The 20,870-nt window shown below is 66.1% G+C and carries 17 protein-coding genes; 7 read left to right on the forward strand and 10 right to left on the reverse strand.

What is annotated here, in order from left to right:
• Together AC50X7_RS06585 and nboR are read left to right on the forward strand one after the other, a co-directional pair.
• The coding region (locus tag AC50X7_RS06585) for a transketolase-like TK C-terminal-containing protein (RefSeq protein ID WP_494978258.1) at nt 1–1,557 on the forward strand (1,557 nt) is incomplete at its 5' end.
• Nucleotides 1,558–1,637: 80 nt separating this feature from the next.
• Nucleotides 1,638–2,315, forward strand: a complete 678-nt coding sequence (gene nboR / locus AC50X7_RS06590) for a nicotine blue oxidoreductase (protein WP_494978259.1) — start codon at nt 1,638–1,640, stop codon at nt 2,313–2,315.
• 65 nt (nt 2,316–2,380) lie between these two features.
• On the opposite strand, the gene AC50X7_RS06595 is transcribed toward nboR, so the two are convergent.
• From AC50X7_RS06595 to AC50X7_RS06630, 8 genes are all read right to left on the reverse strand, one after another.
• On the reverse strand, nt 2,381–2,776 hold the full coding sequence (locus AC50X7_RS06595) for a DUF5655 domain-containing protein (RefSeq protein WP_494978260.1): 396 nt from the start codon (nt 2,774–2,776) through the stop codon (nt 2,381–2,383).
• Nucleotides 2,777–2,839: 63 nt separating this feature from the next.
• Complete coding sequence (locus tag AC50X7_RS06600; protein ID WP_494978261.1) at nt 2,840–3,490, reverse strand: uracil-DNA glycosylase; 651 nt, start codon at nt 3,488–3,490, stop codon at nt 2,840–2,842.
• A gap of 44 nt (nt 3,491–3,534) precedes the next feature.
• Nucleotides 3,535–4,515 (reverse strand): aldo/keto reductase, encoded by a 981-nt coding sequence (locus tag AC50X7_RS06605; protein WP_494978262.1) that lies wholly within the window; start codon nt 4,513–4,515, stop codon nt 3,535–3,537.
• 92 nt (nt 4,516–4,607) lie between these two features.
• Nucleotides 4,608–7,442 carry a molybdopterin-dependent oxidoreductase gene (locus AC50X7_RS06610; protein ID WP_494978263.1) on the reverse strand — a complete coding sequence of 945 codons (2,835 nt, stop codon included), beginning with the start codon at nt 7,440–7,442 and terminating at the stop codon, nt 4,608–4,610.
• A gap of 2 nt (nt 7,443–7,444) precedes the next feature.
• Nucleotides 7,445–8,365 (reverse strand): FAD binding domain-containing protein, encoded by a 921-nt coding sequence (locus tag AC50X7_RS06615; RefSeq protein WP_494978264.1) that lies wholly within the window; start codon nt 8,363–8,365, stop codon nt 7,445–7,447.
• Complete coding sequence (locus AC50X7_RS06620; RefSeq protein WP_494978265.1) at nt 8,356–9,576, reverse strand: XdhC family protein; 1,221 nt, start codon at nt 9,574–9,576, stop codon at nt 8,356–8,358. The genes AC50X7_RS06615 and AC50X7_RS06620 overlap by 10 nt, the downstream gene beginning before the upstream one ends.
• A gap of 107 nt (nt 9,577–9,683) precedes the next feature.
• A complete protein-coding gene (locus tag AC50X7_RS06625) occupies nt 9,684–11,204 on the reverse strand; it encodes an NCS2 family permease (protein WP_494978266.1) in 1,521 nt (506 codons plus the stop codon).
• 9 nt (nt 11,205–11,213) lie between these two features.
• A complete protein-coding gene (locus AC50X7_RS06630; protein WP_307093915.1) occupies nt 11,214–11,708 on the reverse strand; it encodes a nucleoside deaminase in 495 nt (164 codons plus the stop codon).
• A gap of 410 nt (nt 11,709–12,118) precedes the next feature.
• Here AC50X7_RS06630 and AC50X7_RS06635 point away from each other — a divergent pair, with 410 nt between their 5' ends.
• Nucleotides 12,119–13,486, forward strand: a complete 1,368-nt coding sequence (locus AC50X7_RS06635; RefSeq protein WP_494978267.1) for an 8-oxoguanine deaminase — start codon at nt 12,119–12,121, stop codon at nt 13,484–13,486.
• A 98-nt stretch (nt 13,487–13,584) separates the two neighbouring features.
• On the opposite strand, the gene AC50X7_RS06640 is transcribed toward AC50X7_RS06635, so the two are convergent.
• Nucleotides 13,585–13,773 (reverse strand): hypothetical protein, encoded by a 189-nt coding sequence (locus AC50X7_RS06640; protein WP_494978268.1) that lies wholly within the window; start codon nt 13,771–13,773, stop codon nt 13,585–13,587.
• 359 nt (nt 13,774–14,132) lie between these two features.
• Between AC50X7_RS06640 and pucL the strand changes: the two genes are divergently transcribed.
• Together pucL and AC50X7_RS06650 are read left to right on the forward strand one after the other, a co-directional pair.
• Nucleotides 14,133–15,041 (forward strand): factor-independent urate hydroxylase, encoded by a 909-nt coding sequence (gene pucL / locus AC50X7_RS06645; protein WP_494978269.1) that lies wholly within the window; start codon nt 14,133–14,135, stop codon nt 15,039–15,041.
• A 177-nt stretch (nt 15,042–15,218) separates the two neighbouring features.
• Nucleotides 15,219–16,724 (forward strand): nucleobase:cation symporter-2 family protein, encoded by a 1,506-nt coding sequence (locus AC50X7_RS06650; protein WP_494978270.1) that lies wholly within the window; start codon nt 15,219–15,221, stop codon nt 16,722–16,724.
• Between the two features lie 104 nt (nt 16,725–16,828).
• Here AC50X7_RS06650 and AC50X7_RS06655 read toward each other — a convergent pair whose 3' ends face one another.
• Nucleotides 16,829–17,584, reverse strand: coding sequence for an IclR family transcriptional regulator (locus AC50X7_RS06655; RefSeq protein WP_494978271.1), 756 nt, complete (start codon nt 17,582–17,584; stop codon nt 16,829–16,831).
• Nucleotides 17,585–17,795: 211 nt separating this feature from the next.
• Between AC50X7_RS06655 and AC50X7_RS06660 the strand changes: the two genes are divergently transcribed.
• A complete protein-coding gene (locus tag AC50X7_RS06660) occupies nt 17,796–19,232 on the forward strand; it encodes an NAD-dependent malic enzyme (RefSeq protein WP_494978272.1) in 1,437 nt (478 codons plus the stop codon).
• 37 nt (nt 19,233–19,269) lie between these two features.
• Nucleotides 19,270–20,868 (forward strand): malate synthase A, encoded by a 1,599-nt coding sequence (aceB, locus tag AC50X7_RS06665; RefSeq protein WP_494978273.1) that lies wholly within the window; start codon nt 19,270–19,272, stop codon nt 20,866–20,868.
• The last annotated feature ends 2 nt before the right edge of the window (nt 20,869–20,870 follow it).

The raw sequence follows: 20,870 nt of genomic DNA on the forward strand, positions 1-20,870 counted from the left end.
AAACCCACCGTCATCCTCGCCAAAACCGTCAAGGGCTACGGACTCGGACCCCACTTCGAGGGCCGCAACGCGACCCACCAAATGAAGAAACTCACCCTCGACGACCTGAAGGAATTCCGGGACTATCTCCGCATTCCGATTTCCGATGCCCGGTTGGAGCAAGACCCTTACAGCCCGCCCTACTTCCATCCCGGCCATGATGCCCCGGAAATTGTTTATCTCCACGAGCGGCGAAGGGCACTCGGCGGCGCGGTGCCTGAACGCCGGTCCAAGCACGCCGAGATCACCTTGCCGGACGCCAAGTCCTACGAGGTGGCCAAGCGCGGCTCGGGCAAGCAGCAGGCCGCCACCACCATGGCATTCGTCCGGCTCCTCAAAGACCTGCTCCGCGACAAGAAGTTTGGCCACCGGATTGTGCCCATCGTGCCGGACGAATCACGGACTTTCGGTATGGACGCCTTCTTCCCCACCGCCAAGATCTACAACCCCGGCGGCCAGAACTACCTCTCCGTGGACCGGGACCTCGTCCTGGCCTACAAGGAATCCGCCCAAGGCCAGCTGATCCATCCCGGGATCAACGAAGCCGGCGCCGTAGCAGCGTTCACCGCCGCCGGAACCGCCTACGCCACCCACGGCGTGCCCCTGGTCCCGGTCTACGTGTTCTACTCCATGTTCGGCTTCCAGCGCACCGGCGACGCTTTCTGGGCAGCAGCAGACCAAATGACCCGCGGCTTCATCATCGGCGCCACCGCAGGCCGGACCACCCTCACCGGCGAAGGCCTCCAGCACGCCGACGGCCACTCCCCCCTGCTCGCCTCCACCAACCCCGCAGTGGTCACCTACGACCCCGCCTACGGCTACGAAATGGGCCACATCATCCGCGACGGCCTCGAACGCATGTACGGGCCCGACTCTGAGGACCGAAACCTCATGTACTACCTCACGGTGTACAACGAGCCGATCACCCAGCCCGCCGAGCCCGGGAACCTCGACGTGGAAGGCGTGCTCAAGGGCATTTACCGGGTCTCGCCGTCGGCCACTCAAGGGCCCAAGGCGCAGCTCCTCGCCTCCGGCGTCTCGGTCCCATGGGCACTTGATGCCCAGCGGATCCTCGCTGAGGACTGGGGCGTCTCCGCAGACGTCTGGTCCGTCACATCCTGGAACGAACTGCGCCGCGACGGCCTCGCCGCCGAAGAGGAAGCCTTCCTCAACCCCGGCGAACCCGCCCGCGTCCCCTTCGTCACCCGGCAGCTCGAAGGAGCCACCGGCCCCGTCGTCGCAGTATCCGACTACATGAAGGCAGTCCCGGACCAGATCCGCCAATTCGTCCCGAACGAATTCGCCACCCTCGGCGCCGATGGCTTCGGCTTCTCCGACACCCGCGCCGCAGCACGCCGCTTCTTCAAGAACGACACCCACTCCATCGTGGTGAAGGCTCTGCAGATGCTGGCCCGCCGCGGCGAGGTTGAGGAGGGCGCACCGCAATACGCCATGGACCGTTACAAACTCCTCGATGTCAACGCCGGGACCACCGGCGGGGCTGGCGGTGACGCCTGACCCCTGCCCGATATGCGGGTAGCCGGGACGGTTTCCGGGGGAGACCGTGCCGGCTGCCATTCATGATCTAGGGTGCAGCTATGGGCATTAGTGGCGGGGACATACCGGACCGTCGGACGACCGGCATCGTCCTGGCGGCCGGAGCGGGTACCCGCCTTGGGCTGGGTCCGAAGGCATTGTTGCCGTACCGCGGACTTCCGCTTGTGGAGGTCATTGCCGGAAACCTGCTGGACGGGGGCTGCCGCGAGGTGGTGGTGGTGCTTGGCGCGGGCGCCCCTGACGTGGCCGCCATCGCCGACCTGGACCGCTACCGGATCGCCGTCAACACGGATTGGCCCAGCGGAATGGGCAGCTCGTTCCTGCTGGCAGAGCGGGAGGCTGACCCGGCGGACCATCTGCTGATCGCGCTCGTGGACCAGCCCGGGCTGACCCGGGCAACTGTTGGCCGCCTGCTGGCATTCCACCGGCCGGGGCGGATCACGGCGGCGGCCTACCACCGCCGGCAAACGTCCGACGGCGGCAGGCCGGCCACGCAGGAGGCTGGGCAGCAAAGCGGAAAGCAGGACAAGCTGCTTCGCGGCCATCCGCTGCTCATTGACGTCTCCCTGCGTGAAGCGGTGAGCGCCACCGTAACCGGCGACGCCGGGGCCCGCGGCTTCCTGCAGTCCCACCCGGAGTTGGTGGACGAAGTGGATTGCAGCGACCAGTCCACGGGTGAGGACATCGACTCACCGGACCAGTTGCGGCTTCTCGACTAGGAGACTGCTGAAGAGGTGCACGGTCGGCACGGCAGGTCAGAGCGGGTGCAATCGACGCGACGGGATCACGGAGAATCCCGATGGAGGGCGTGCAGGTTGTTTAGCCCACGTTGCTTCCGGCCCCAGGCGGCTGATTCCTCGAACCACCCGAGCGCGGCAACAGTCTCAATGTCGGATGCCAGGCGCACCTCGATCTGGTGTGTGTATTTGTCATGACGAAGTCGAATAACGCTGCGGAGGAACGAAGCCTGGTGCTCATCCCACATGTCCATGGTCAGAAGGGCTTTGCTCTTCGTGACCGGGGTGAGCCACACAAACTTCCGGGCCGCACCGTAACTTACTTGGGTTCTCGAGAACTCTTCGGCGATGTCGTCACCCAGTCCGAGCACCCGGGCGGACAGGGCATCATAGATCTCTTCGAGGGCGTCTGGAAAAAGCTGTTGTGCATCCACAGTCACCATGGTGGCGCACCTGCCCTGCAGGCTGCGGATTCCGCCAGGCAAGTATTCGACGACCAGTGTTCTTCAAGCCTGCATTCCACCAATAAGCAGCTGCTCGAGTCCCCGTCTGAAGTCGGACCGGCCGCCATGGGAGGGATGCCTGACCTTGGGCACATCGAGGCCGCTGGCAAGCAGGCTTCGATGGGCCACGTTGCCCACGGCCACCACTGTGCGGATGGCAAAAACCTCCACCAGCGACTGCCACAACGGAGTTCCAAGACGGGCTTCAGTGGTCCTCGGCGTGCGGTTGGACTGCGGCTTCCCGGGCACGTGGGTGTGCCAGGGGCACGCACTCCACAGCAGGGGAAGGAAATCCAGTTCCGCCAGCACCTCCCACATCACGGTTGCGGTAGGCTCAGCTGCCACTCCCGCCGCCTCGGGAGGCAATTCGTAACCCTTTCCCGGACCGAACAGCCCAAAACTGTTGGCCGGGGCCTGGAACATGGTGCGGTTGGTGAAGGGAACACCAGTGATCCTCATGCCACGGAAGCCCGGGGCCTCGCCCAGCAGCAGCACCTTCGGCGAGCGGTCCAGCATCTCCTGCAGGTAGAGCTCCAGGTTGCGCCGGCGCTGCGCATTGGCCGGTTCGCTGAGATCGAAGAAGTTGTTAAGCCCCGGACCCGAAGGCACGGCGGAGAGCCGCTCCACGAAGGTGCTGACGGAAGAAGCTGTCATTCACCGGCCTGTCCCGTGTGGCGGCGCGAACCTGTCCTGCCGCCTTACCAGCGCGGGTGGATGGCGTCGCGGAAGTAGTGGTCGTAGATCCAGCGGACGCCGGCGTCGAAGTCTTCATCGACAACGAGACCCGCCGCGGCGGCGTTCGCCGTGGCCTGCTCTGCGTTGCGTGCGCCGGGGATCACGCTGGTGACGCCGTCCTGCGCAGCAATCCAGGCGATTGCGGCCTGCGCGGTGCCGGCGCCGGCCGGAACGAGCTGTTCGAATTCCTTGACGGCTTTCAGCCCCAGGTCGTAGTCCACACCCGAGAACGTTTCGCCGACGTCGAAGGAGTCGCCGTTGCGGTTGTAGTTCCGGTGGTCGTTCTCGGCGAAGGTGGTCTCCTTGGAGTACTTGCCGGAGAGCAGTCCGGAGGCGAGCGGCACGCGGGCGATGATGCCCACGTTTGCTGCCTTCGCGGCGGGAAGAACCTCGTCCAGGGGCTTGAGGCGGAAGGCGTTGAGGATGATCTGTACGGAGGCGGTGCCCGGGTGGCTGATCGCCTCCAGCGCCTCGTCGGTGCGTTCGACGCTGACACCGTAGTTGCGGATGGCACCCTCTGACACCAGGGTGTCCAGGGCGTCATAGACCTCGGCGTTGCTGTACACGGGAGTAGGCGGACAGTGCAGCTGGACCAGGTCCAGGGAGTCTGTGCCGAGGTTCTTCCGCGAGCGGTCCACCCACTGCCGGAAGTTGGCCAGGGTGTAGTTCTCCGGCTGCTGGTCCACGCGGCGGCCCATCTTGGTGGCCACCGTGATGTCCAGGCCCGGGTTGTCCGCGAGGAACTTCCCGATGGCCTGCTCGCTCTTGCCGTCACCGTAGACGTCTGCGGTGTCGAAGAAGTTCACCCCCGCTTCCACGGACGCCGCCAGGATGGCCTGCGCCTGGGCCGGGTCAACGTGGCCCCAGTCCGCGCCAAGCTGCCACGTGCCCAGCCCCACGATGGACACGTTCCGTCCGGTCTTGCCTAAAATCCGCTGTTCCATCCCTTGACTATATGGTGTGGCCGGGCAGCCGCTGGAATTTTACGGTCCGGCCGCGCGATCCGGGGTGCCAGCACGACGCGCCGCCATGCCACTCACCTCGCCGAGTGCTCCAGGTTCGGCACCAGCCCCGCCTCCTTGAGTCCCAGGTAGATCTTGTCCCGCGCGATGGGCAGTTGGGCGAAGCGCACACCGGTGGCGTTCCTGATCGCGTTCGCCAACGCGGGGGCCACGGGGTTGAAGGGGCTTTCGCTCATGGACTTGGCGCCCAGCGGCCCCATCGTGTCGTTGGTGTCCGCAAAGTACACCTCGCTGCGCGGCACGTCCGCGAAAGTAGGGATGTGGTACTGCCGCAGGATATCCGTGGTGACCCGGCCGGCATCGTCAACGACCACCTCCTCGTACAACGCGGCGCCGATGGCCTGGGCGATCCCGCCCTCGATCTGGCCGCGGCACTGGCGCGGATTCACCACCACGCCGGCGTCCGCCGCCTGCACGCTCTGCAGGATCTTCAGCTCGCCCGTGCCCCGGTTCACCGCCACGCGGAAGCCGTGCACGTTGAATGCCACCGACCTCGGCGTCCCGCCCCAGCGTCCTTCCGCTGCGAGTTCGACGCCGGCTTCCGCAGCCGCCTGCGCCAGTTCCGTCAGCGGCACTGGCGTTCCATCGCAGACAACCGAGTCCCCGTCGAGGACGCAGGCGGAGGCCTGGGTCTGGTGGGTTCCAGCGGCAAAGGCCCGGATCCGGATGGCCAGTTCCTCGGCCGCGGCCAGCGTGGCCTTTCCGGCCACTACTGTCCCGGCAGAGCCAAAGGCGCCGGTGTCGTGCTCGATCAGGTCCGTGTCCGACTGCCGGACTGAAACCTGCGTGGCCTTCGTTGACAGTGCCGTGGCGGCGAGCTGGGCGTGGACGGTGGTGGTGCCGTTGCCGAACTCGGCGGTTCCAACGTCGGCCTGGTACGTCCCGTCCGGCAGGAGCCGGAGCCTGGAGTGTGCAAAGTGTCCGCGCGGTGGCACGGTGTCGATCATGGACAGGGCGGTTCCCTCCCCGGTCAGCCAGTCGGGGCCGAGCTCGTCCAGCCCGGCAGCCCGGTAGCGTTCCCGGCCTCGGGCCAGTGCGTCGCCGACCAGGCTCAGGCACTGGTCCAGCCCGTAGCTGCCGTAGTGCACGTCCTCCTCGGGCTCCGGCTGGGTGGACAGCATGCGGTCCCCCTCGCGCACCATGTTCCGGCGGCGGAACTCGGACGGATCCATGCCGATGCCGGCGGCCAGCTCATCCATGGCGGACTCGACGGCGAAAATCATCTGGCTCAGGCCGTAGCCGCGAAACGCCCCGGCCGGAACCGTGTGGGTGTACATGGCATGGGCGTCCACCTTTTTGTTGGCGCAGTTGTAGACGCTCAGCGATTCGCCGCAGCCGTGAAACATCACGCCGGGGCCATGGTTGCCGTACGCGCCGGTGTTGGTCAGGACATCGAGTTCCAGGGCGGTCAGCCTGCCGTCCACGCTGGCGCCGGCCTTGAGTTTGATGGTGAACGGATGGCGGGTGGTGGTGGCTGTGAACTGTTCCGTCCGGGTCAGCTCGAGCTGGACAGGGCGGCCGAGTTTCAGGGCCGCGAGCGCCACAATGTCCTCGGTGAGGACTTCCTGCTTGCCGCCGAAGCCGCCGCCCACCCGGCCGGCCACCACGTGGACCTTGTCCTCGGGCAGCCCGAAAACCCGGCACAGCGTCCGGCGGACCAGGAACGGGACCTGGCTGGACGTCCGCACATGCAGTCGCCCCTCGCCGTCGACGCTGGCGATGGCAGCGTGCGTTTCCAGGGCGACGTGTTGAACGCGCTGGGTGCGGTAGGTCTGTTCGTGGATGAAGTCAGCGGCGGCAAAGCCCTCGGCGACGTTGCCCAATTCCGAGTGGTGTTCGGCCACCACATTGTGGTCCGGCCGGGAAATGCGCGACGCCGGGCCGTCCTTGTCCCCGTGCACCAGTGGAGCGCCGGGCTTCAGTGCGTCCTGCGGCGAGAAGACCGCTGGCAGTTCCTGGTACTGGACGTCCAGTGCCCGTACCCCGGCTTCGGCAGCGGCCACCGTTTCCGCCACCACCGCCGCAACCCGCTGGCCACGGAACCTCACCACGTCATCCAGCACGCGGGTGTCGTCGGGATCGTCGGTGAAAAGCTCGTGCTGGGCCGTGGAGAACAGCTGCTCCGGCGCGTCCTGATGCGTCAGGACGGCCACCACACCGGGGACCTTCAGCGCTGCGTCGGTGCTGATCGAGAGGACCTTGGCATGGGCGTGCGGTGAACGCAGGAGCTTGAGGTGGAGCAGGCCCTGCAGCTGGTCCGCCGGTACGTCGAGGGTGTAGCGGGCGGCTCCTGTGACCACTGCCCGGCTGGCAGGTGCCGGGACGTCAGCGCCCAACTGACCCGGTTCCGGATCGGGCTGCCCCTCCCCCGCGATCCCGGAGCCCTGCCCCTTCGGATCCGGGTGCCCGGCGTGCCCGCAGACGGCGTCCGAGATGGCCCGGTAGCCGGTGCAGCGGCAGAGGTTCCCTTTGAGGTTGCGGGGCAGGTTCTCCTTTTGTTCGTCGTCGAACGTCGCGGCGGTCATCACCATGCCCGCCGTACAGAAACCGCACTGGAAGCCCTGTCGCTCCATGAACTGCTGCTGAACGGGGTGGAGTTCGGTGCTGCCTCCGCCGGAAGCTGCAGCCAGTCCCTCGATCGTGGTGATCTCGTGCCCTTCGGCGCGGACGGCCGGATAGATGCAGCTGTGCACCGGAGTGCCGTCCACGTGGACGGTACAAGCCCCGCAGTCGCCGCCGTCGCAGCCCTTCTTGACGCCGAGGTTGCCCTGCTCGCGCAGGAAGGTCCGCAGGCACTGCCCGGGGCGCGGTGCGGTTCCGGCCGGAACGCCGTTGATCTCGATGGCCATGCTCAGGCCCCTTCCTGGTGTGCGTAGAGTCCACGGTCCTTTGGCGGCCAGAAGTCGCCGGATACCCGGATCCCGGGGGCCCCTTCGGGCGCGGCGAGCTCGGCACGGATCTCCTCTGCCAGGCGGTATGTCATGTCCCGGCGCCAGGCCGGCAGACCGTGGATGTCGTTGTGATAAAGGTCGCCGGGGATCGCTCCGTTGATGGAAGCGGCCAGACCGTCGGCGTCGGGCAGCCCGTCAAAGCGCAGCTGAACTGGCCGCTTTGTGGCTGCGGTGACGGTCAGGACAAAGGATGTGCCGGCGTCGAGCCTGCCGATCAGCAGCACCGCTGACCTGCCAAGATTGCTCAGGGACAGTCGGCGGAATGCCACGCGGGACGCAAGTACCGACGTTGGCAGGTGGATGCTGCGGAGCAGCTCGCCGGGTGCGAGGCAGTTTGCCGCCTCGCCCGTGACGAACTCCGTCACCGGGACGCTGCGGCTGGCGCTGCCGGGGCCGAGGATGGTGGCGGTTCCGTCCAGTCCGGCGCAGAGCGAGATGACGGGGCCGGCGGGCAGGGAAGTGCACAGGTTGCCGCCCACGGTGGACATGTTCCACACCTTGAAGGAGGCAACAAAGGAGTCGCAGCAGGGCCGGACCAGGTCCAGGGCGGGCCAGCTGTGACCCGCGGCTGCAGGCGAGCCGGGCAGGTTGTAGAGCTCGGTGACAGTACAGGTGGCGGCCAGCTCAATTCCGGCTTCGCTGACGGTCACGGGGGTCCAGCCCGCGCTGCCGAGGTCCAGCAGCCGCTTCAACGGCCGGGGCCCGAACGCAAAGCTGCCGTAGGAGAAGAGGACGGTGCCGCCGGCCAGCCAGGCATCGCCGTCGCGCCATTGTGCGGGGTCGGTGGTGGGGACCACCGCCTCGATGGTGTTCATGTCCATGCGATCTCCTGCTGTTTAACGTGGGTGGGCGCCGGCTGGGCGGCGCGCTGCTGGTGGATGGGGCCGGAGGTTTCCCTCAACGGCTGATGGGAGGCTGCGGGATGTCGGGCGGCAATGATTTCGGCCAGGACGGAAACCGCCGCTTCGGCCGGAGTGACGGCGCCGAGGTCCAGGCCGAGCGGTGAGTGTAGCTGGGCAATCCTTTCGGGGCGGACGCCGTTGTCCAGGAGTGCGCCCACGCGTTGGAGGTGGCTGCGCCTGGATCCGAGGGCTCCGATAAAAGCAACATCCAGCGCGAGCGCAGTCTGCAGCAGGGGAACGTCGAACTTGGGGTCGTGGGTGAGGACGCAGATCACGGTCCGGGCGTCCACCCGTCCCGCCGCCGCTTCGGCTGCGAGGTACTGGTGGGGCCAGCCGGTCACCACCTCATCCGCAGTGCCGAACCGCGCCTGCGAGGCGAAGGCCGGCCGGGCGTCCACCAGGGTGACGCGGTAACCCAGTGGTTTGGCGGCGGGGAGCAGCGCGGCGCTGAAGTCGTTGGCGCCGAACACCAGCAGGCGCGGCGGCGCGAGCCGGGACTCCACCAGGAGGGTGGCTTCCCCTGGACACAAGCCCGGCCCGGCCAGCTGCAGCACTCCGGTGGCGCCGCCGCGCAGGAAGGACTCGAGCTGCACGGCCAGGGCCCGGCCCACGCCGGAATCCTCGTTCAGATTTAGGAGCTCAGCCAAGTCCGGGTGCCCGGCTACGCTGGCGGAAGCAGGATCGCGGATGACGACGGCGTTGCTGCAGCCACCAAGCGCGCCCGCATCCAGCCTTCGGACCAGTGCAACCGGCGCGTCAGGCCCGCAGGCCGCCAACTGCAGCAGCGCTGCACCCAGCCGGCAACCGTCGTTCCGATTGGCCAGCTGGATGTGCACGTCCAGCTCGCCCCCGCAGGTGAGCCCGACGGCGAAGGCATCGGCGGCGCTGTAGCCGAACGTCTCGAGGCGGGTGGCGCCGTCGTCCATTGATTCCAGCGCCGCGGCCACCACGGCCCCCTCCACGCAGCCGCCGGAGAGGCTGCCCAGGACGGCGCCGGATTCGGACACGAGCATGGTGCTGCCGACGGGCCGCGGGACGGAGCCGCCGGCACGCACGATGGTGGCCGCCGCGAACCGCTGTCCGGCCAGGGCGGGAGCCCAGCCGGTCAGTGAAGGGATCAGGTCAAGCATGCCGGCACTCCTTCTTCCGCGCTGCGGTGGTGTCCATATTGTCGTTCCTATCCGGAGCCGGGCCAAGCTTTTGACCCGGCTCCAGGGAGAGATTGCCGAGAGTGCGGTCAGGCGCCCAGCAGCAGGTTGATCGGGCCGCGGGCGAAGTAGACCAGGAAGCCGGCGCTGACCACCCACATCAACGGATGGATCTTCTTCGCCTTGCCGGACGCCGCCCCGATGATGGCCCAGCTGATGAAGCCCACGCCGATGCCGTTGGCGATCGAGTAGCTCAGCGGCATGGTGACGATGGTGAGGAAGGCGGGCAGTGCCACGGTGAACTTGCTGAACTTGATCTCCCGGATCTGGGCCATCATCATCGCGCCCACCACCACCAGTGCAGCTGCTGCCACCTCGAGCGGAACCACGCTGGTCAGCGGCGTGAGGAACATGGAACCGAGGAACAGGACGCCGGTCACCACCGACGCCAGGCCGGTCCGTGCCCCCTCGCCGATGCCGGCGGCGGAGTCGATGTACACCGTGTTGGACGAGCCGGAGGTTGCTCCACCCGCCACGGCGCCGACGCCTTCCACGATGAAGGCCGACTTCAGCCGGGGGAACGTGCCGTCCTTGTGGGCGACGCCGGCGCTTTTGGCCAGGCCGGTCATGGTGCCCATAGCGTCGAAGAAGTTGGTAAACACCAATGTGAATACCAACATGGTGGCGGCGAGCCCGCCGATCCGGCTGAAGGCTCCGAAGAGGTCGAACTGTCCCACCAGGCCCAGGTCCGGGGCCGACACGAGCTGGCCGGAGAGCACCGGGGTGTTCAGGTGCCAGCCGCCGGGGTTGGTCTCGCTGGCCGGGCCGATTTTCATGACGGCTTCGACGACGGCCGCCAGGAAGGTAGTTGCCACAATGCCGATCAGCAGGCCGCCCTGGACTTTGCGGGCCACGAGGATGCCCATGGCCAGCAGGCCGACGACGAACACCAGCGTGGGGATGGAGGTGATGGAGCCGCCGTTGCCCAGCTGGACCGGCGGGCCGCCCGCCGTTGCCTTGACGAAACCGGAGTCCACAAAGCCGATGAAGGCGATGAACAGGCCGATGCCTACCGTGATGGCGGCCTTCAGCTCCTTGGGCACTGCCCGGAAGATGGCGGTGCGGGCGCCGGTGATACCGAACAGGACGATCAGGATGCCGTTGATCACCACCAGGCCCATGGCCTCCGCCCACGTGACCTCCTGGATCACGGAGACGGCCAGGAAGGAGTTGATGCCGAGGCCGGCGGCGAGGCCGAACGGCAGGTTGGCAACGAGTCCGAAGAGGATGGTCATCACCCCGGCGGTGAGTCCGGTGACTGCACCTACCTGCGCGGCGGAGAGCCAGCCCCCGGCGACGTCGGTGGGGGCATTGCCTGCGCTGAATCCGCCCAGGATCAGGGGGTTGAGGATTACGATGTACGCCATGGTGAAGAAGGTGACCAGGCCACCGCGGAATTCGCGGGCCAGGGTGGAGCCGCGCTGGGTGATCTGGAAGAACCGGTCCAGGAAAGAGTCCGACGCCGGCGGTTGGGGGGTGCCCGTTGCGGGCTTTGGGGTGCGTGGGGTTGGAGCCGAATGCTCCTCGTGGGAACTATCCAGGATGGTCATCCCGGCCGCCTAGTAGTCGATCCTGGTATCGAGTGTGTTCCAGGTGTTGAACGGCTCCAGCGGGGCGGGGCCCTGCGTGCGGTCCAACTCCAGCTTCGAGACCGGCATCAGGGAGTTCCTGTCCTGGTTTTCGAAGTATTCGTAAAAGACGGCGTCATCGAAGCCGACGGACGCGGCGTCGTGCCGGTCGGCAGCAAAGACAACCCGTTCAACCCGGGCCCAGAGCGCTGACGCCAGGCACATGGGGCACGGCTCGCAGCTGGTGTAAAGGACGGCTCCGCTGAGGTCGAAGGTGCCAAGTTCGCGGCAGGCCGTGCGGATGGCGGTGACTTCGGCGTGGGCGGTGGGATCGTTGTCCGCGGTGACCCGGTTGACGCCGTCGAACGTCCGGCCGTCAGCCGTGACGATCATTGCTCCGAAGGGTCCCCCACTGTTCAGGACGTTGGCCGTTGCCAACCTGATGGATCTGGCCAGGAACTCCTCGGCCGTGACGGTGGTACTCATGATGCGACTCCCTTTGCCGGGAAGCCTGTAGTCCGTTGCAGGACCAGTAGAACCAGGTGCGAACGGTTACCAGGCTTCAGCATGTGCTGTGAAGGTTAAGTTGCGCCTGGTAGATAGCTTCCCGGGGTCCGGGTGCCCGCCTTTGGCAAGATCGAGATTAGCACCGGAATGTGGGCTGCGCCATAGTTTTCTGGAAATTTAATTTCGTAATGTGAAATCTACGTTTCGTGCACTTCACTTCCCCCGGTCACATTCGCGGCGCCGTTGACGCTGCCACTGGAAGCGTCCTAGCCTTGGTCCCAGCCGCGCTGCCTGTGAGCACTTCTGCTCGCCGGCGCGGCCACCTGGATCAGCAGACAGGGCCCCACTGAGCTGGCATGAACACCCACCACACTCAGACAAGGACCGCCATGACGCTATCCATCGCACCCGCTTCCCGCCTCTGGATCAAGAATCCGCAGGCCGCTTTTACCGCCAATCACCTGGACGCCTCGGGCGGACTGGTGGTCAGCGGCGGAGTCATCGTGGAAGTCCTCGCCACCGGACAGGTGCCTTCCGAACCCTGCAGCGAGGTCTTCGACGCCGGCAGCCACGTGCTGCTGCCGGGCCTGATCAACACCCATCACCACTTCTACCAGACCCTCACCCGCGCCTGGGGTCCGGTTGCCAATGCCCCGTTGTTCCCGTGGCTGCAAAACCTGTATCCGGTGTGGGCCCGGCTTACGCCCCGCGACCTGGAGCTGGCCACCACCGTGGCGCTGGCGGAACTGCTGCTCTCGGGCTGCACCACGGCCGCCGACCATCACTACCTCTTCCCGGGCGGGCTGGAGAATGCCATCGACATCCAGGTTGAAGCGGTCCGCCGATTGGGAATGCGCGCCACCTTGACGCGCGGGTCCATGACCCTCGGAACGGACGACGGCGGCCTGCCGCCCCAGTCCACTGTGCAGGAACCGGAGGTGGTGCTGGCCGACAGCGAGCGGCTGGTGGGCCAGTACCACGAGCGCGGTGACGACGCCGTGATCCAGATTGCCCTCGCACCCTGCTCGCCGTTTTCGGTGACCAAGGAGATCATGGCCGAAAGTGCAGCGCTCGCGGAGCGACTGGACGTCCGCCTGCACACGCACCTCGCCGAGACCCTGGACGAGGAGGACTTCTGCCGGGAGATGTTCGGACTGCGGACCGTTGACTACCTGGACAGCGTGGGCTGGCTGACGGACCGCACGTGGCTGGGCCACGGCATCCATTTCAGCGACGCCGAGATCGCCAGGCTGGGAGCCGCGGGCACCGCCGTCGCGCATTGCCCCACCTCCAACATGCGGCTGGCATCCGGCACCGCAAGGGTCCTGGAACTGGAGGACGCCGGGGTTCCCGTGGGGCTGGGAGTGGACGGCTCGGCGTCGAACGATGCCTCGAACATGATCCTGGAAGCGCGGCAGGCGCTGTACCTGCAAAGGCTGCGGTACGGGGCGGACGTTCCGGTGGAGCGGGCCCTCGGCTGGGCCACCCGCGGTTCGGCCTCAGTGCTGGGCCGTTCGGGGCTGGGTCAGCTGGCCCCCGGAATGCAGGCGGACCTGGCCCTGTTCCGGCTGGATGACCTTCGTTTTTCCGGCAGCCACGATCCCATCGCTGCACTCCTGCTGTGCGCCGCGGACCGTGCGGACCGGGTGATGGTGGGCGGCTCGTGGCGCGTGGTGGACGGGCAGATTCCAGGCCTGGATATCGCCGGACTTATCGCTGATCACTCAACGGCTGCGCGGCGGCTGGTGAACGGCTGACGCCCTTTTCGACGGTTCCCCGCCCGGACGACGATTCGCATCATCGAATGGGCAGGGAACCGTCGAAATGGCGGTGAACTGCCGCGTCGCAAGTCCCGTCAGGACCGTTGGCCGCCGAAACCGGGCAGGCCGTGCACCCAGCGCGAGAAGCGTCCCGGAATGTGCTCACGGTCTGCGGGCAGGTAGAAGTCCGGATCCGTCCCGCCGCCAAGGGGGAGGTAGAACTCCTGGACCGAGGGTGCCGCCGTTGGTGCCGGTGCTACCGGCGTGCTGTCCTGCTGGTACATCTGATCCTCCTTCAAAGGTTGCTTGTTCCGCTTGACGGAAAATAACTTTTGTTATGTGGAATAGCCTAAGTGCCGGCCACGGAAGCGTCAATGGCCCGAATGACAACCGAGAGGACGGCCAGTCACAAACCGGATTTTCAAGTTGTGATGTACACCACCGCCTTGCGGGGGTACGCTGGATGTCAATTCGTGGTGTAAGTCACGTAACCTGGGAGCAGCAGGCAGGGTCGTAATGAGCTGGCATCAATGGATGCCGGCTCTTTTTTGTTGGGTCGGCTCCACCGAAAACGCGCTCGAAACGCGCGCTTAATTTCAGTGATGGAACCTAGGTTCCACTTACCGGAAGTTGGGAACAGACCATGAGCAGCAAGATCATCCTCGGCGAAAACCAGTACGGAAAGGCCGAGGTCCGGGTTGTCAAGATCACCCGCGACACCGACCGCCACGAAATCGAAGACCTGAGCGTCACCTCGCAGCTGCGGGGAGACTTCTCCGCCGCCCACCTCGAGGGCGACAACGCCCACGTGGTGGCCACGGACACCCAGAAAAACACCATCTACGCCTTCGCCCGCGACGGCGTCGGTTCCCCCGAGGCGTTCCTGCTTCGGCTCGGCGAGCACTTCACCTCCAGCTTTGACTGGGTAAACGGCGGCCGCTGGGAAGCCGAGTCGTACAGCTGGAACCGGATCCAGGCCCACGGCGCGGAGCACGACCACTCCTTCGTGCGCAACGGCCAGGAAGTCCGCACCGCCGTCCTGGTCCGCGACGGCGGCACCAGCCACCTGATCTCCGGACTCAAGGACCTGACCGTCCTCAAGTCCACCCAGTCGGGCTTCACGGGCTACCCCAAGGACCGGTACACCACCCTGCCGGAAACCACGGAGCGCATCCTCGCCACCGACGTCTCGGCCCGCTGGCGGTTCAAGACCGGAACCGATTTCAGGGCCTTGGACTTCAACAAGAGCTACGACGACGTCAAAGGACTCCTGCTCGAAGGCTTCACGGAGAAGTACTCCCACGCCCTGCAGCAGACCCTGTTCGACATGGGCACCAAGGTCCTCGAAGCCCACAACGAGATCGACGAAATCAAGTTCTCGATGCCCAACAAGCACCACTTCCTCGTTGACCTCTCACCGTTCGGCCTCGACAACCCTAACGAGGTCTTTTACGCTGCCGACCGCCCCTACGGCCTGATCGAGGCCACCGTCCAGCGCGACGACGCCACCCCGGCCGACATCGCCTGGTCAGGAATCGCCGGCTTCTGCTAAGCCGCAATACCAACCACCAAGCCCGGAGATTTTGTCCACGTTTTCGACCCCTGAGCGCCTCAAAACGCCCATCACCTGGACAAAACTCCGGGCCACACCTCTCATCTTTCAGCCACACCGTTAGCCAGACCCCGTTAGCCAGACAATGTCGTCTGCCATGAACCAAGAAAGTCTGCCATGAACATCAGAAAGAAACCGGCTGCTTCCATCGCCGGAAAAGGCCAGCATTCAACCCGGCCTGAGGACCAGCGCCTCCCCATCGCCAGCACGTTCGCCTACGGCTTCCAGCACGTCCTCACCATGTACGGCGGGATTATTGCCCCGCCCCTGATCATTGGCGCTGCGGCAGGCATGTCCTCGCAGGACATCGGCCTCTTGATCGCCGCCTGCCTTTTCGTCGGCGGCCTTGCCACCATACTGCAGACCATCGGCGTCCCGTTCTTCGGCTCCCAGCTTCCACTGGTGCAGGGCGTTTCCTTCGCCGGAGTTTCCACCATGGTGGCCATCGTCCACGGCGGCGGCGGAATCCAGGCAGTCTTCGGGTCCGTTATCGCGGCATCACTGATCGGCCTGCTGATCACGCCGCTGTTCTCGAAGATCATCAGGTTCTTCCCGCCGGTGGTAACCGGAACCGTCATCACCACCATCGGGCTCACGCTTATGCCGGTGGCGGCCAACTGGGCCATGGGCGGCAATAACAAAGCGGAAAACTACGGCAGCATGGCCAACATCGGCCTGGCCGCCGCCACCATGGCCATCGTCCTGCTGCTGAGCAAAGTGGGCAGCGCCGCCATTTCACGGCTGTCCATCCTGCTCGCGATGGTCCTGGGCACGCTGATCGCCTTCGCCTTCGGCATGGCCGATTTCTCCAAGGTGGCCCAGGGCGAGATCGTCGCCTTCCCCACACCGTTCGCCTTCGGGCCGCCGGTGTTCGAGATTGCCGCCATCATCTCCATGCTCATCGTCATCCTCGTGACCCTGACCGAGACCTCGGCAGACATCATCGCGGTGGGTGAGATTGTGGGCACCAAAGTGGACTCCAAGCGGATCGGCGACGGCCTCCGGGCGGACATGCTGTCCAGCGCCATCTCCCCGCTTTTCAACTCCTTCACGCAGAGCGCCTTCGCCCAGAACGTGGGCCTGGTGGCGATCACCGGCGTCAAGAGCCGCTTCGTGGTCAGCGCCGGCGGCCTGATCCTGGTAATTCTCGGCCTGCTGCCGGTCCTGGGCCGGGTGGTCGCAGCGGTGCCCACGCCTGTCCTGGGCGGCGCCGGCGTCGTACTCTTCGGCACGGTGGCCGCCAGCGGCATCCGCACCCTCGCCAAGGTGGAGTACAAAAACAACATGAACCTGATCATCGTGGCGGCCTCCATCGGGTTCGGCATGATCCCGATTGCCGCTCCGGCGTTCTACGATCAGTTCCCGTCCTGGTTCGGCACCATCCTCCACTCCGGCATCAGCTCGGCCGCCGTGATGGCCATCCTGCTGAACCTGCTGTTCAACCACTTCAAGGCCGGCAACTCGGAGAACCAGTCCGTATTCGTCGCCGGGACCGAACGCGTGATCCGGGAAGAGGACCTGAAGTGCCTGGCCGACGGCGACCGCTTCGAAGGCGGCAAGCTCATCGACTGCGACGGCAAGGAAGTCCCAATCCAGTCGTCCGAGAAGGCGTCAGACCACTAACAACCCCGCGCGAGATGACAGTTCACCGCAATGTTCCTTCCGGGCACTGCGGTGAACTGTCATTTCACGTGTTTTGTACGACGGCGGGCTGCCGCTTGGGTGCGTCAGGTGCGGTTGAGCTCCAGGGAGATCGCCTCGGCGGCTTCGCGGAGGATGGGCACGGCTTTGTCGGCGAAGTTTTCGTCCACCCGGGATACCGGCCCGGAGACCGAAATGGCGGCGGGGGTGGGGGCGTTGGGCACGGCCATGGCGAAGCAGCGGACGCCAAGCTCCTGCTCCTCCTCGTCGACGGAGTAGCCGCGTTCCCGGATGAGCTTGAGGTCGGCCAGAAGCTCATCGACGTCGCCGATGCTCTTCGCCGTGGGGGTGGGCATCCCGGCGCGGGTGACGATGCCGCGGACCGTATCGTCGTCGAGCTGGGCCAGGATGGCTTTGCCGACGCCGGTGGCGTGGGTATGGGCGCGCCGGCCCACCTCGGTGAACATGCGCATCGAGTGCAGCGACGGCACCTGCGCCACGTAGATCACCATGTCCGAGTCGAGCACGGCCATGTTGGAGGTTTCGCCCAGCCTGTCCACCAGCGTTTTCAGCTGCGGGCGCGCCACTGCGCCGAGCTGCTTGTTGGCCCCTTCGCCCAGCCGGATGAGCCGCGGGCCCAGGGCATACCGCCGGTTGGGGAGCTGGCGGATGTAGCCCAGCGACACCAGGGTGCGCAGCAGGCGGTGGATCGTGGGCAGCGGCAGGTCGGTGGAGGAGGACAGTTCGCTGAGGGTAACATCCCCGCCCGCATCCGTGATCAGTTCCAGCAGTTCGAAGACGCGCTCAACGGATTGGACGCCGCCTGCGGCTTTTTCAGCCATGTACCAGTCTCCTGTGGACTCGGATTCCGACAAGCCTTATCCGCATCGTGAAAAGAATTGCCCTAATGCTCTCAAGATACAGCACAGGCCTAACGGAAGCGACGAAGGAACAGGAGGGCTTGTAATTCCACAAAGTAGATAATAATATCCATAATACGAAAACATTCGGATTGAGCAACTGCCCGTAACGGGCCCAACAGGAGGACATTCAATGGCGAACCCCAGCCCCGGAAATTCGATCACACTGCGCGTGGAAGCACCGTCAAGCTTCAGCGCCACCAGCGAGCTCGCCGCGGCCGTGGGCGCCGCCGGCGCCGCTATCACCGCTCTGGACGTCAGCGAGTCCCACCACGAGACCCTGGTTGTCGACGTCACCTGCAACACCACCGACGACGAACACGCCGGCCGCGTCAAGGACGCCCTTAACGCGCTCGACGGCGTCACGGTCCAACACGTCTCGGACCGCACCTTCCTGATGCACCTCGGCGGCAAGCTCGAGGTGGTCCCCAAAGTAGCCCTGCGCAACCGTGACGATCTCTCCCGCGCCTACACTCCCGGCGTCGCCCGCGTCTGCCTCGCCATCGCCGAGGACCCCGCAGCTGCCCGCAACCTGACCGTCAAACGCAACACCATCGCCGTCGTCACGGACGGATCCGCCGTGCTGGGACTGGGCAACATCGGCCCCGCCGCGGCACTGCCCGTGATGGAGGGCAAGGCCGCCCTGTTCAAGCAGTTCGCCAACGTGGACGCCTGGCCCGTCTGCCTCGATACGCAGGACACCGAGGAGATCATCCGGATCGTCAAGGCCCTCGCACCCGTCTACGGCGGCGTGAACCTCGAGGACATCGCCGCCCCGCGCTGCTTTGAAATCGAGAACCGGCTCCGCGAGGAACTGGACATCCCGGTGTTCCACGATGACCAGCACGGCACCGCCATCGTCACCCTCGCTGCCCTGGTCAACGCACTCCGCGTGGTGGGCAAGAAGCTCGATGAGGTCCGGATCGTCGTCTCCGGCGTCGGCGCTGCCGGTTCCGCCATCATCCAGCTCCTCAAGGCCCAGGGCGCCCGGCACATCATCGCCGCAGGCCGCTCCGGCGCCATCCACGCGGGTGAGACCTACAGCGACGAGCACCGCAGCTGGATCGCCGCGAACACCAACGAGGAAGGCTTCGCCGGCACCCTCCACGAAGCGCTCGTGGGTGCTGACGTGTTCATCGGCGTCAGCGCGCCGCACGTCATCGGCGAGGAGCAGGTGGCCGCCATGGCCCAGGACGCCATCGTGTTCGCCATGGCCAACCCCACGCCGGAAATCGACCCCGTCATCGCATCGCGCCATGCCGCCGTGGTGGCCACCGGCCGGAGCGACTTCCCCAACCAGATCAACAACGTGCTGGCCTTCCCCGGCTTCTTCCGCGGCCTGCTCGACGCCGGGGCCTCGGACATCACCCCGGAGATGCTGGTGGCCGCCGCGGAGGCGATCGCCAACCGGGTAGCTGACGACGAGCTCAATGCCAGCTACATTATCCCCAGCGTCTTCGATCCCCATGTCGCCGCCGATGTTGCCTCAGCAGTGGCCGCAGCCGCCCACAACGCCAGCGTTGCCGCCGCAGCAGCACCGGCACCCGAAGCCGCCCTGGCCAGCGCCTGATTCACCGCCTGACTTCAGCACAAGGAAAGGACCAGAAATGGCCATCACTGTCACAGATCCCCGGCCCATCAACCGCGCAGAGGAGATCCTTACCCCCAAGGCGCTGGCCTTCGTGGAGGAGCTGCACACCCGCTTCGCCGGCACCCGCAACGAACTCCTGGCCGCCCGGTCCGCCAAGCGGCAGCGCGTGGCGGAGACGGGCAAGCTGGACTTCCTGCCGGAAACGCAGGACGTGCGCGACGGCGACTGGAAGGTTGCGCCCGCGCCCGCAGCCCTGCAGGACCGCCGGGTGGAAATGACCGGGCCCGCCTCACCGGCAAAGATGGCCATCAATGCACTGAACTCCGGCGCCAAGGTGTGGCTCGCGGATCTCGAGGATGCCAGCACACCCACCTGGGGCAACGTCGTCGACGCCATCCTGAACCTCCGCGACGCCGCCCAGGGCACCCTCAGCCACACCTCGGACGAGGGCAAGGAATACAGGCTCCGCACCGACGCGCCGCTCGCCGTCGTGGTGGCCCGCCCCCGCGGCTGGCACATGCCGGAGAAGCACCTGCTGATCAACGGCGAACCCGCCGTGGGTGCTCTGGTGGACTTCGGCCTGCACTTCTTCCATGTGGCCAAGCAGCTGGTCCTCAACGGGCAGGGCCCGTACTACTACTTGCCCAAGATGGAGAGCCACCTGGAGGCGCGGCTCTGGAACGACGTCTTTGTTTTTGCCCAGGATTACCTCGGACTGAACCAGGGCACCGTCCGTGCCACCGTCCTGATTGAGACCATCCCCGCTGCCTTCGAAATGGACGAGATCCTGTACGAGCTGCGGGACCACGCCTCCGGCCTCAACGCCGGCCGCTGGGACTACCTGTTCAGCATCATCAAGTACTTCCGCGATGCCGGCGAGGAGTTTGTGCTGCCGGACCGTGCCTCGGTTGTCATGACCGCACCGTTCATGCGCGCCTACACCGAACTGCTGGTCAAGACCTGTCACAAGCGCGGTGCCTTCGCGATGGGCGGCATGGCCGCCGTCATCCCCAACCGCCGGCACCCCGAGGTCACCGAGGCGGCCTTCGCCAAGGTTCGCGCTGACAAGACCCGCGAGGCTAACGACGGCTTCGACGGTTCATGGGTTGCGCACCCGGACCTCGTCCCCACCTGCCGGGAAGTCTTCGACTCAGTGCTCGGCGACAAGCCGAACCAGCTGGACAAGCAGCGCCCGGAAGTCTCCGTCACTGCAGAGCAGCTCCTGGATGTGGCCTCCGCCGACGGTCAGGTGACCGAGTCCGGGCTGCGGCTCAACCTGTACGTCGCCGTTGCCTACACCGCTGTATGGCTGTCCGGTAACGGCGCCGTGGCCATCCACAACCTGATGGAGGACGCCGCCACCGCGGAAATTTCCCGCTCGCAGGTGTGGCAGCAAATCCGGAACAAGTCAGTGCTCGCTGACACCGGCAACACCGTCACCCGCGAGCTGGTGGAGCGGATCCTGGGCGAGGAAACGGAACGGCTGCGCACGGAGGTGGGCGACGAGGCCTACCGCCGCTACTACCAGCCGGCCAGCGCATTGATCGGGGACATCTGCCTCTCGGAGGATTACACGGACTTCCTCACCACCCCGGCCTACGAACTGGTGGGCTGAGG

The sequence above is a fragment of the Pseudarthrobacter sp. Hb11 genome (assembly GCF_059383655.1).

Bases quoted from the DNA above. Each gene is read 5' to 3' on its own strand.
- AC50X7_RS06650 (WP_494978270.1), top strand. From the start codon at position 15,219: ATGAACATCAGAAAGAAACCGGCTGCTTCCATCGCCGGAAAAGGCCAG.
- nboR (WP_494978259.1), top strand. From the start codon at position 1,638: ATGGGCATTAGTGGCGGGGACATACCGGACCGTCGGACGACCGGCATC.
- aceB (WP_494978273.1), top strand. From the start codon at position 19,270: ATGGCCATCACTGTCACAGATCCCCGGCCCATCAACCGCGCAGAGGAG.
- AC50X7_RS06630 (WP_307093915.1), bottom strand. From the start codon at position 11,708: ATGAGTACCACCGTCACGGCCGAGGAGTTCCTGGCCAGATCCATCAGG.
- AC50X7_RS06660 (WP_494978272.1), top strand. From the start codon at position 17,796: ATGGCGAACCCCAGCCCCGGAAATTCGATCACACTGCGCGTGGAAGCA.
- AC50X7_RS06610 (WP_494978263.1), bottom strand. From the start codon at position 7,442: ATGGCCATCGAGATCAACGGCGTTCCGGCCGGAACCGCACCGCGCCCC.
- AC50X7_RS06595 (WP_494978260.1), bottom strand. From the start codon at position 2,776: ATGGTGACTGTGGATGCACAACAGCTTTTTCCAGACGCCCTCGAAGAG.
- AC50X7_RS06625 (WP_494978266.1), bottom strand. From the start codon at position 11,204: ATGACCATCCTGGATAGTTCCCACGAGGAGCATTCGGCTCCAACCCCA.
- AC50X7_RS06600 (WP_494978261.1), bottom strand. From the start codon at position 3,490: ATGACAGCTTCTTCCGTCAGCACCTTCGTGGAGCGGCTCTCCGCCGTG.
- AC50X7_RS06620 (WP_494978265.1), bottom strand. From the start codon at position 9,576: ATGCTTGACCTGATCCCTTCACTGACCGGCTGGGCTCCCGCCCTGGCC.
- AC50X7_RS06655 (WP_494978271.1), bottom strand. From the start codon at position 17,584: ATGGCTGAAAAAGCCGCAGGCGGCGTCCAATCCGTTGAGCGCGTCTTC.
- pucL (WP_494978269.1), top strand. From the start codon at position 14,133: ATGAGCAGCAAGATCATCCTCGGCGAAAACCAGTACGGAAAGGCCGAG.
- AC50X7_RS06635 (WP_494978267.1), top strand. From the start codon at position 12,119: ATGACGCTATCCATCGCACCCGCTTCCCGCCTCTGGATCAAGAATCCG.
- AC50X7_RS06640 (WP_494978268.1), bottom strand. From the start codon at position 13,773: ATGTACCAGCAGGACAGCACGCCGGTAGCACCGGCACCAACGGCGGCA.
- AC50X7_RS06615 (WP_494978264.1), bottom strand. From the start codon at position 8,365: ATGGACATGAACACCATCGAGGCGGTGGTCCCCACCACCGACCCCGCA.
- AC50X7_RS06605 (WP_494978262.1), bottom strand. From the start codon at position 4,515: ATGGAACAGCGGATTTTAGGCAAGACCGGACGGAACGTGTCCATCGTG.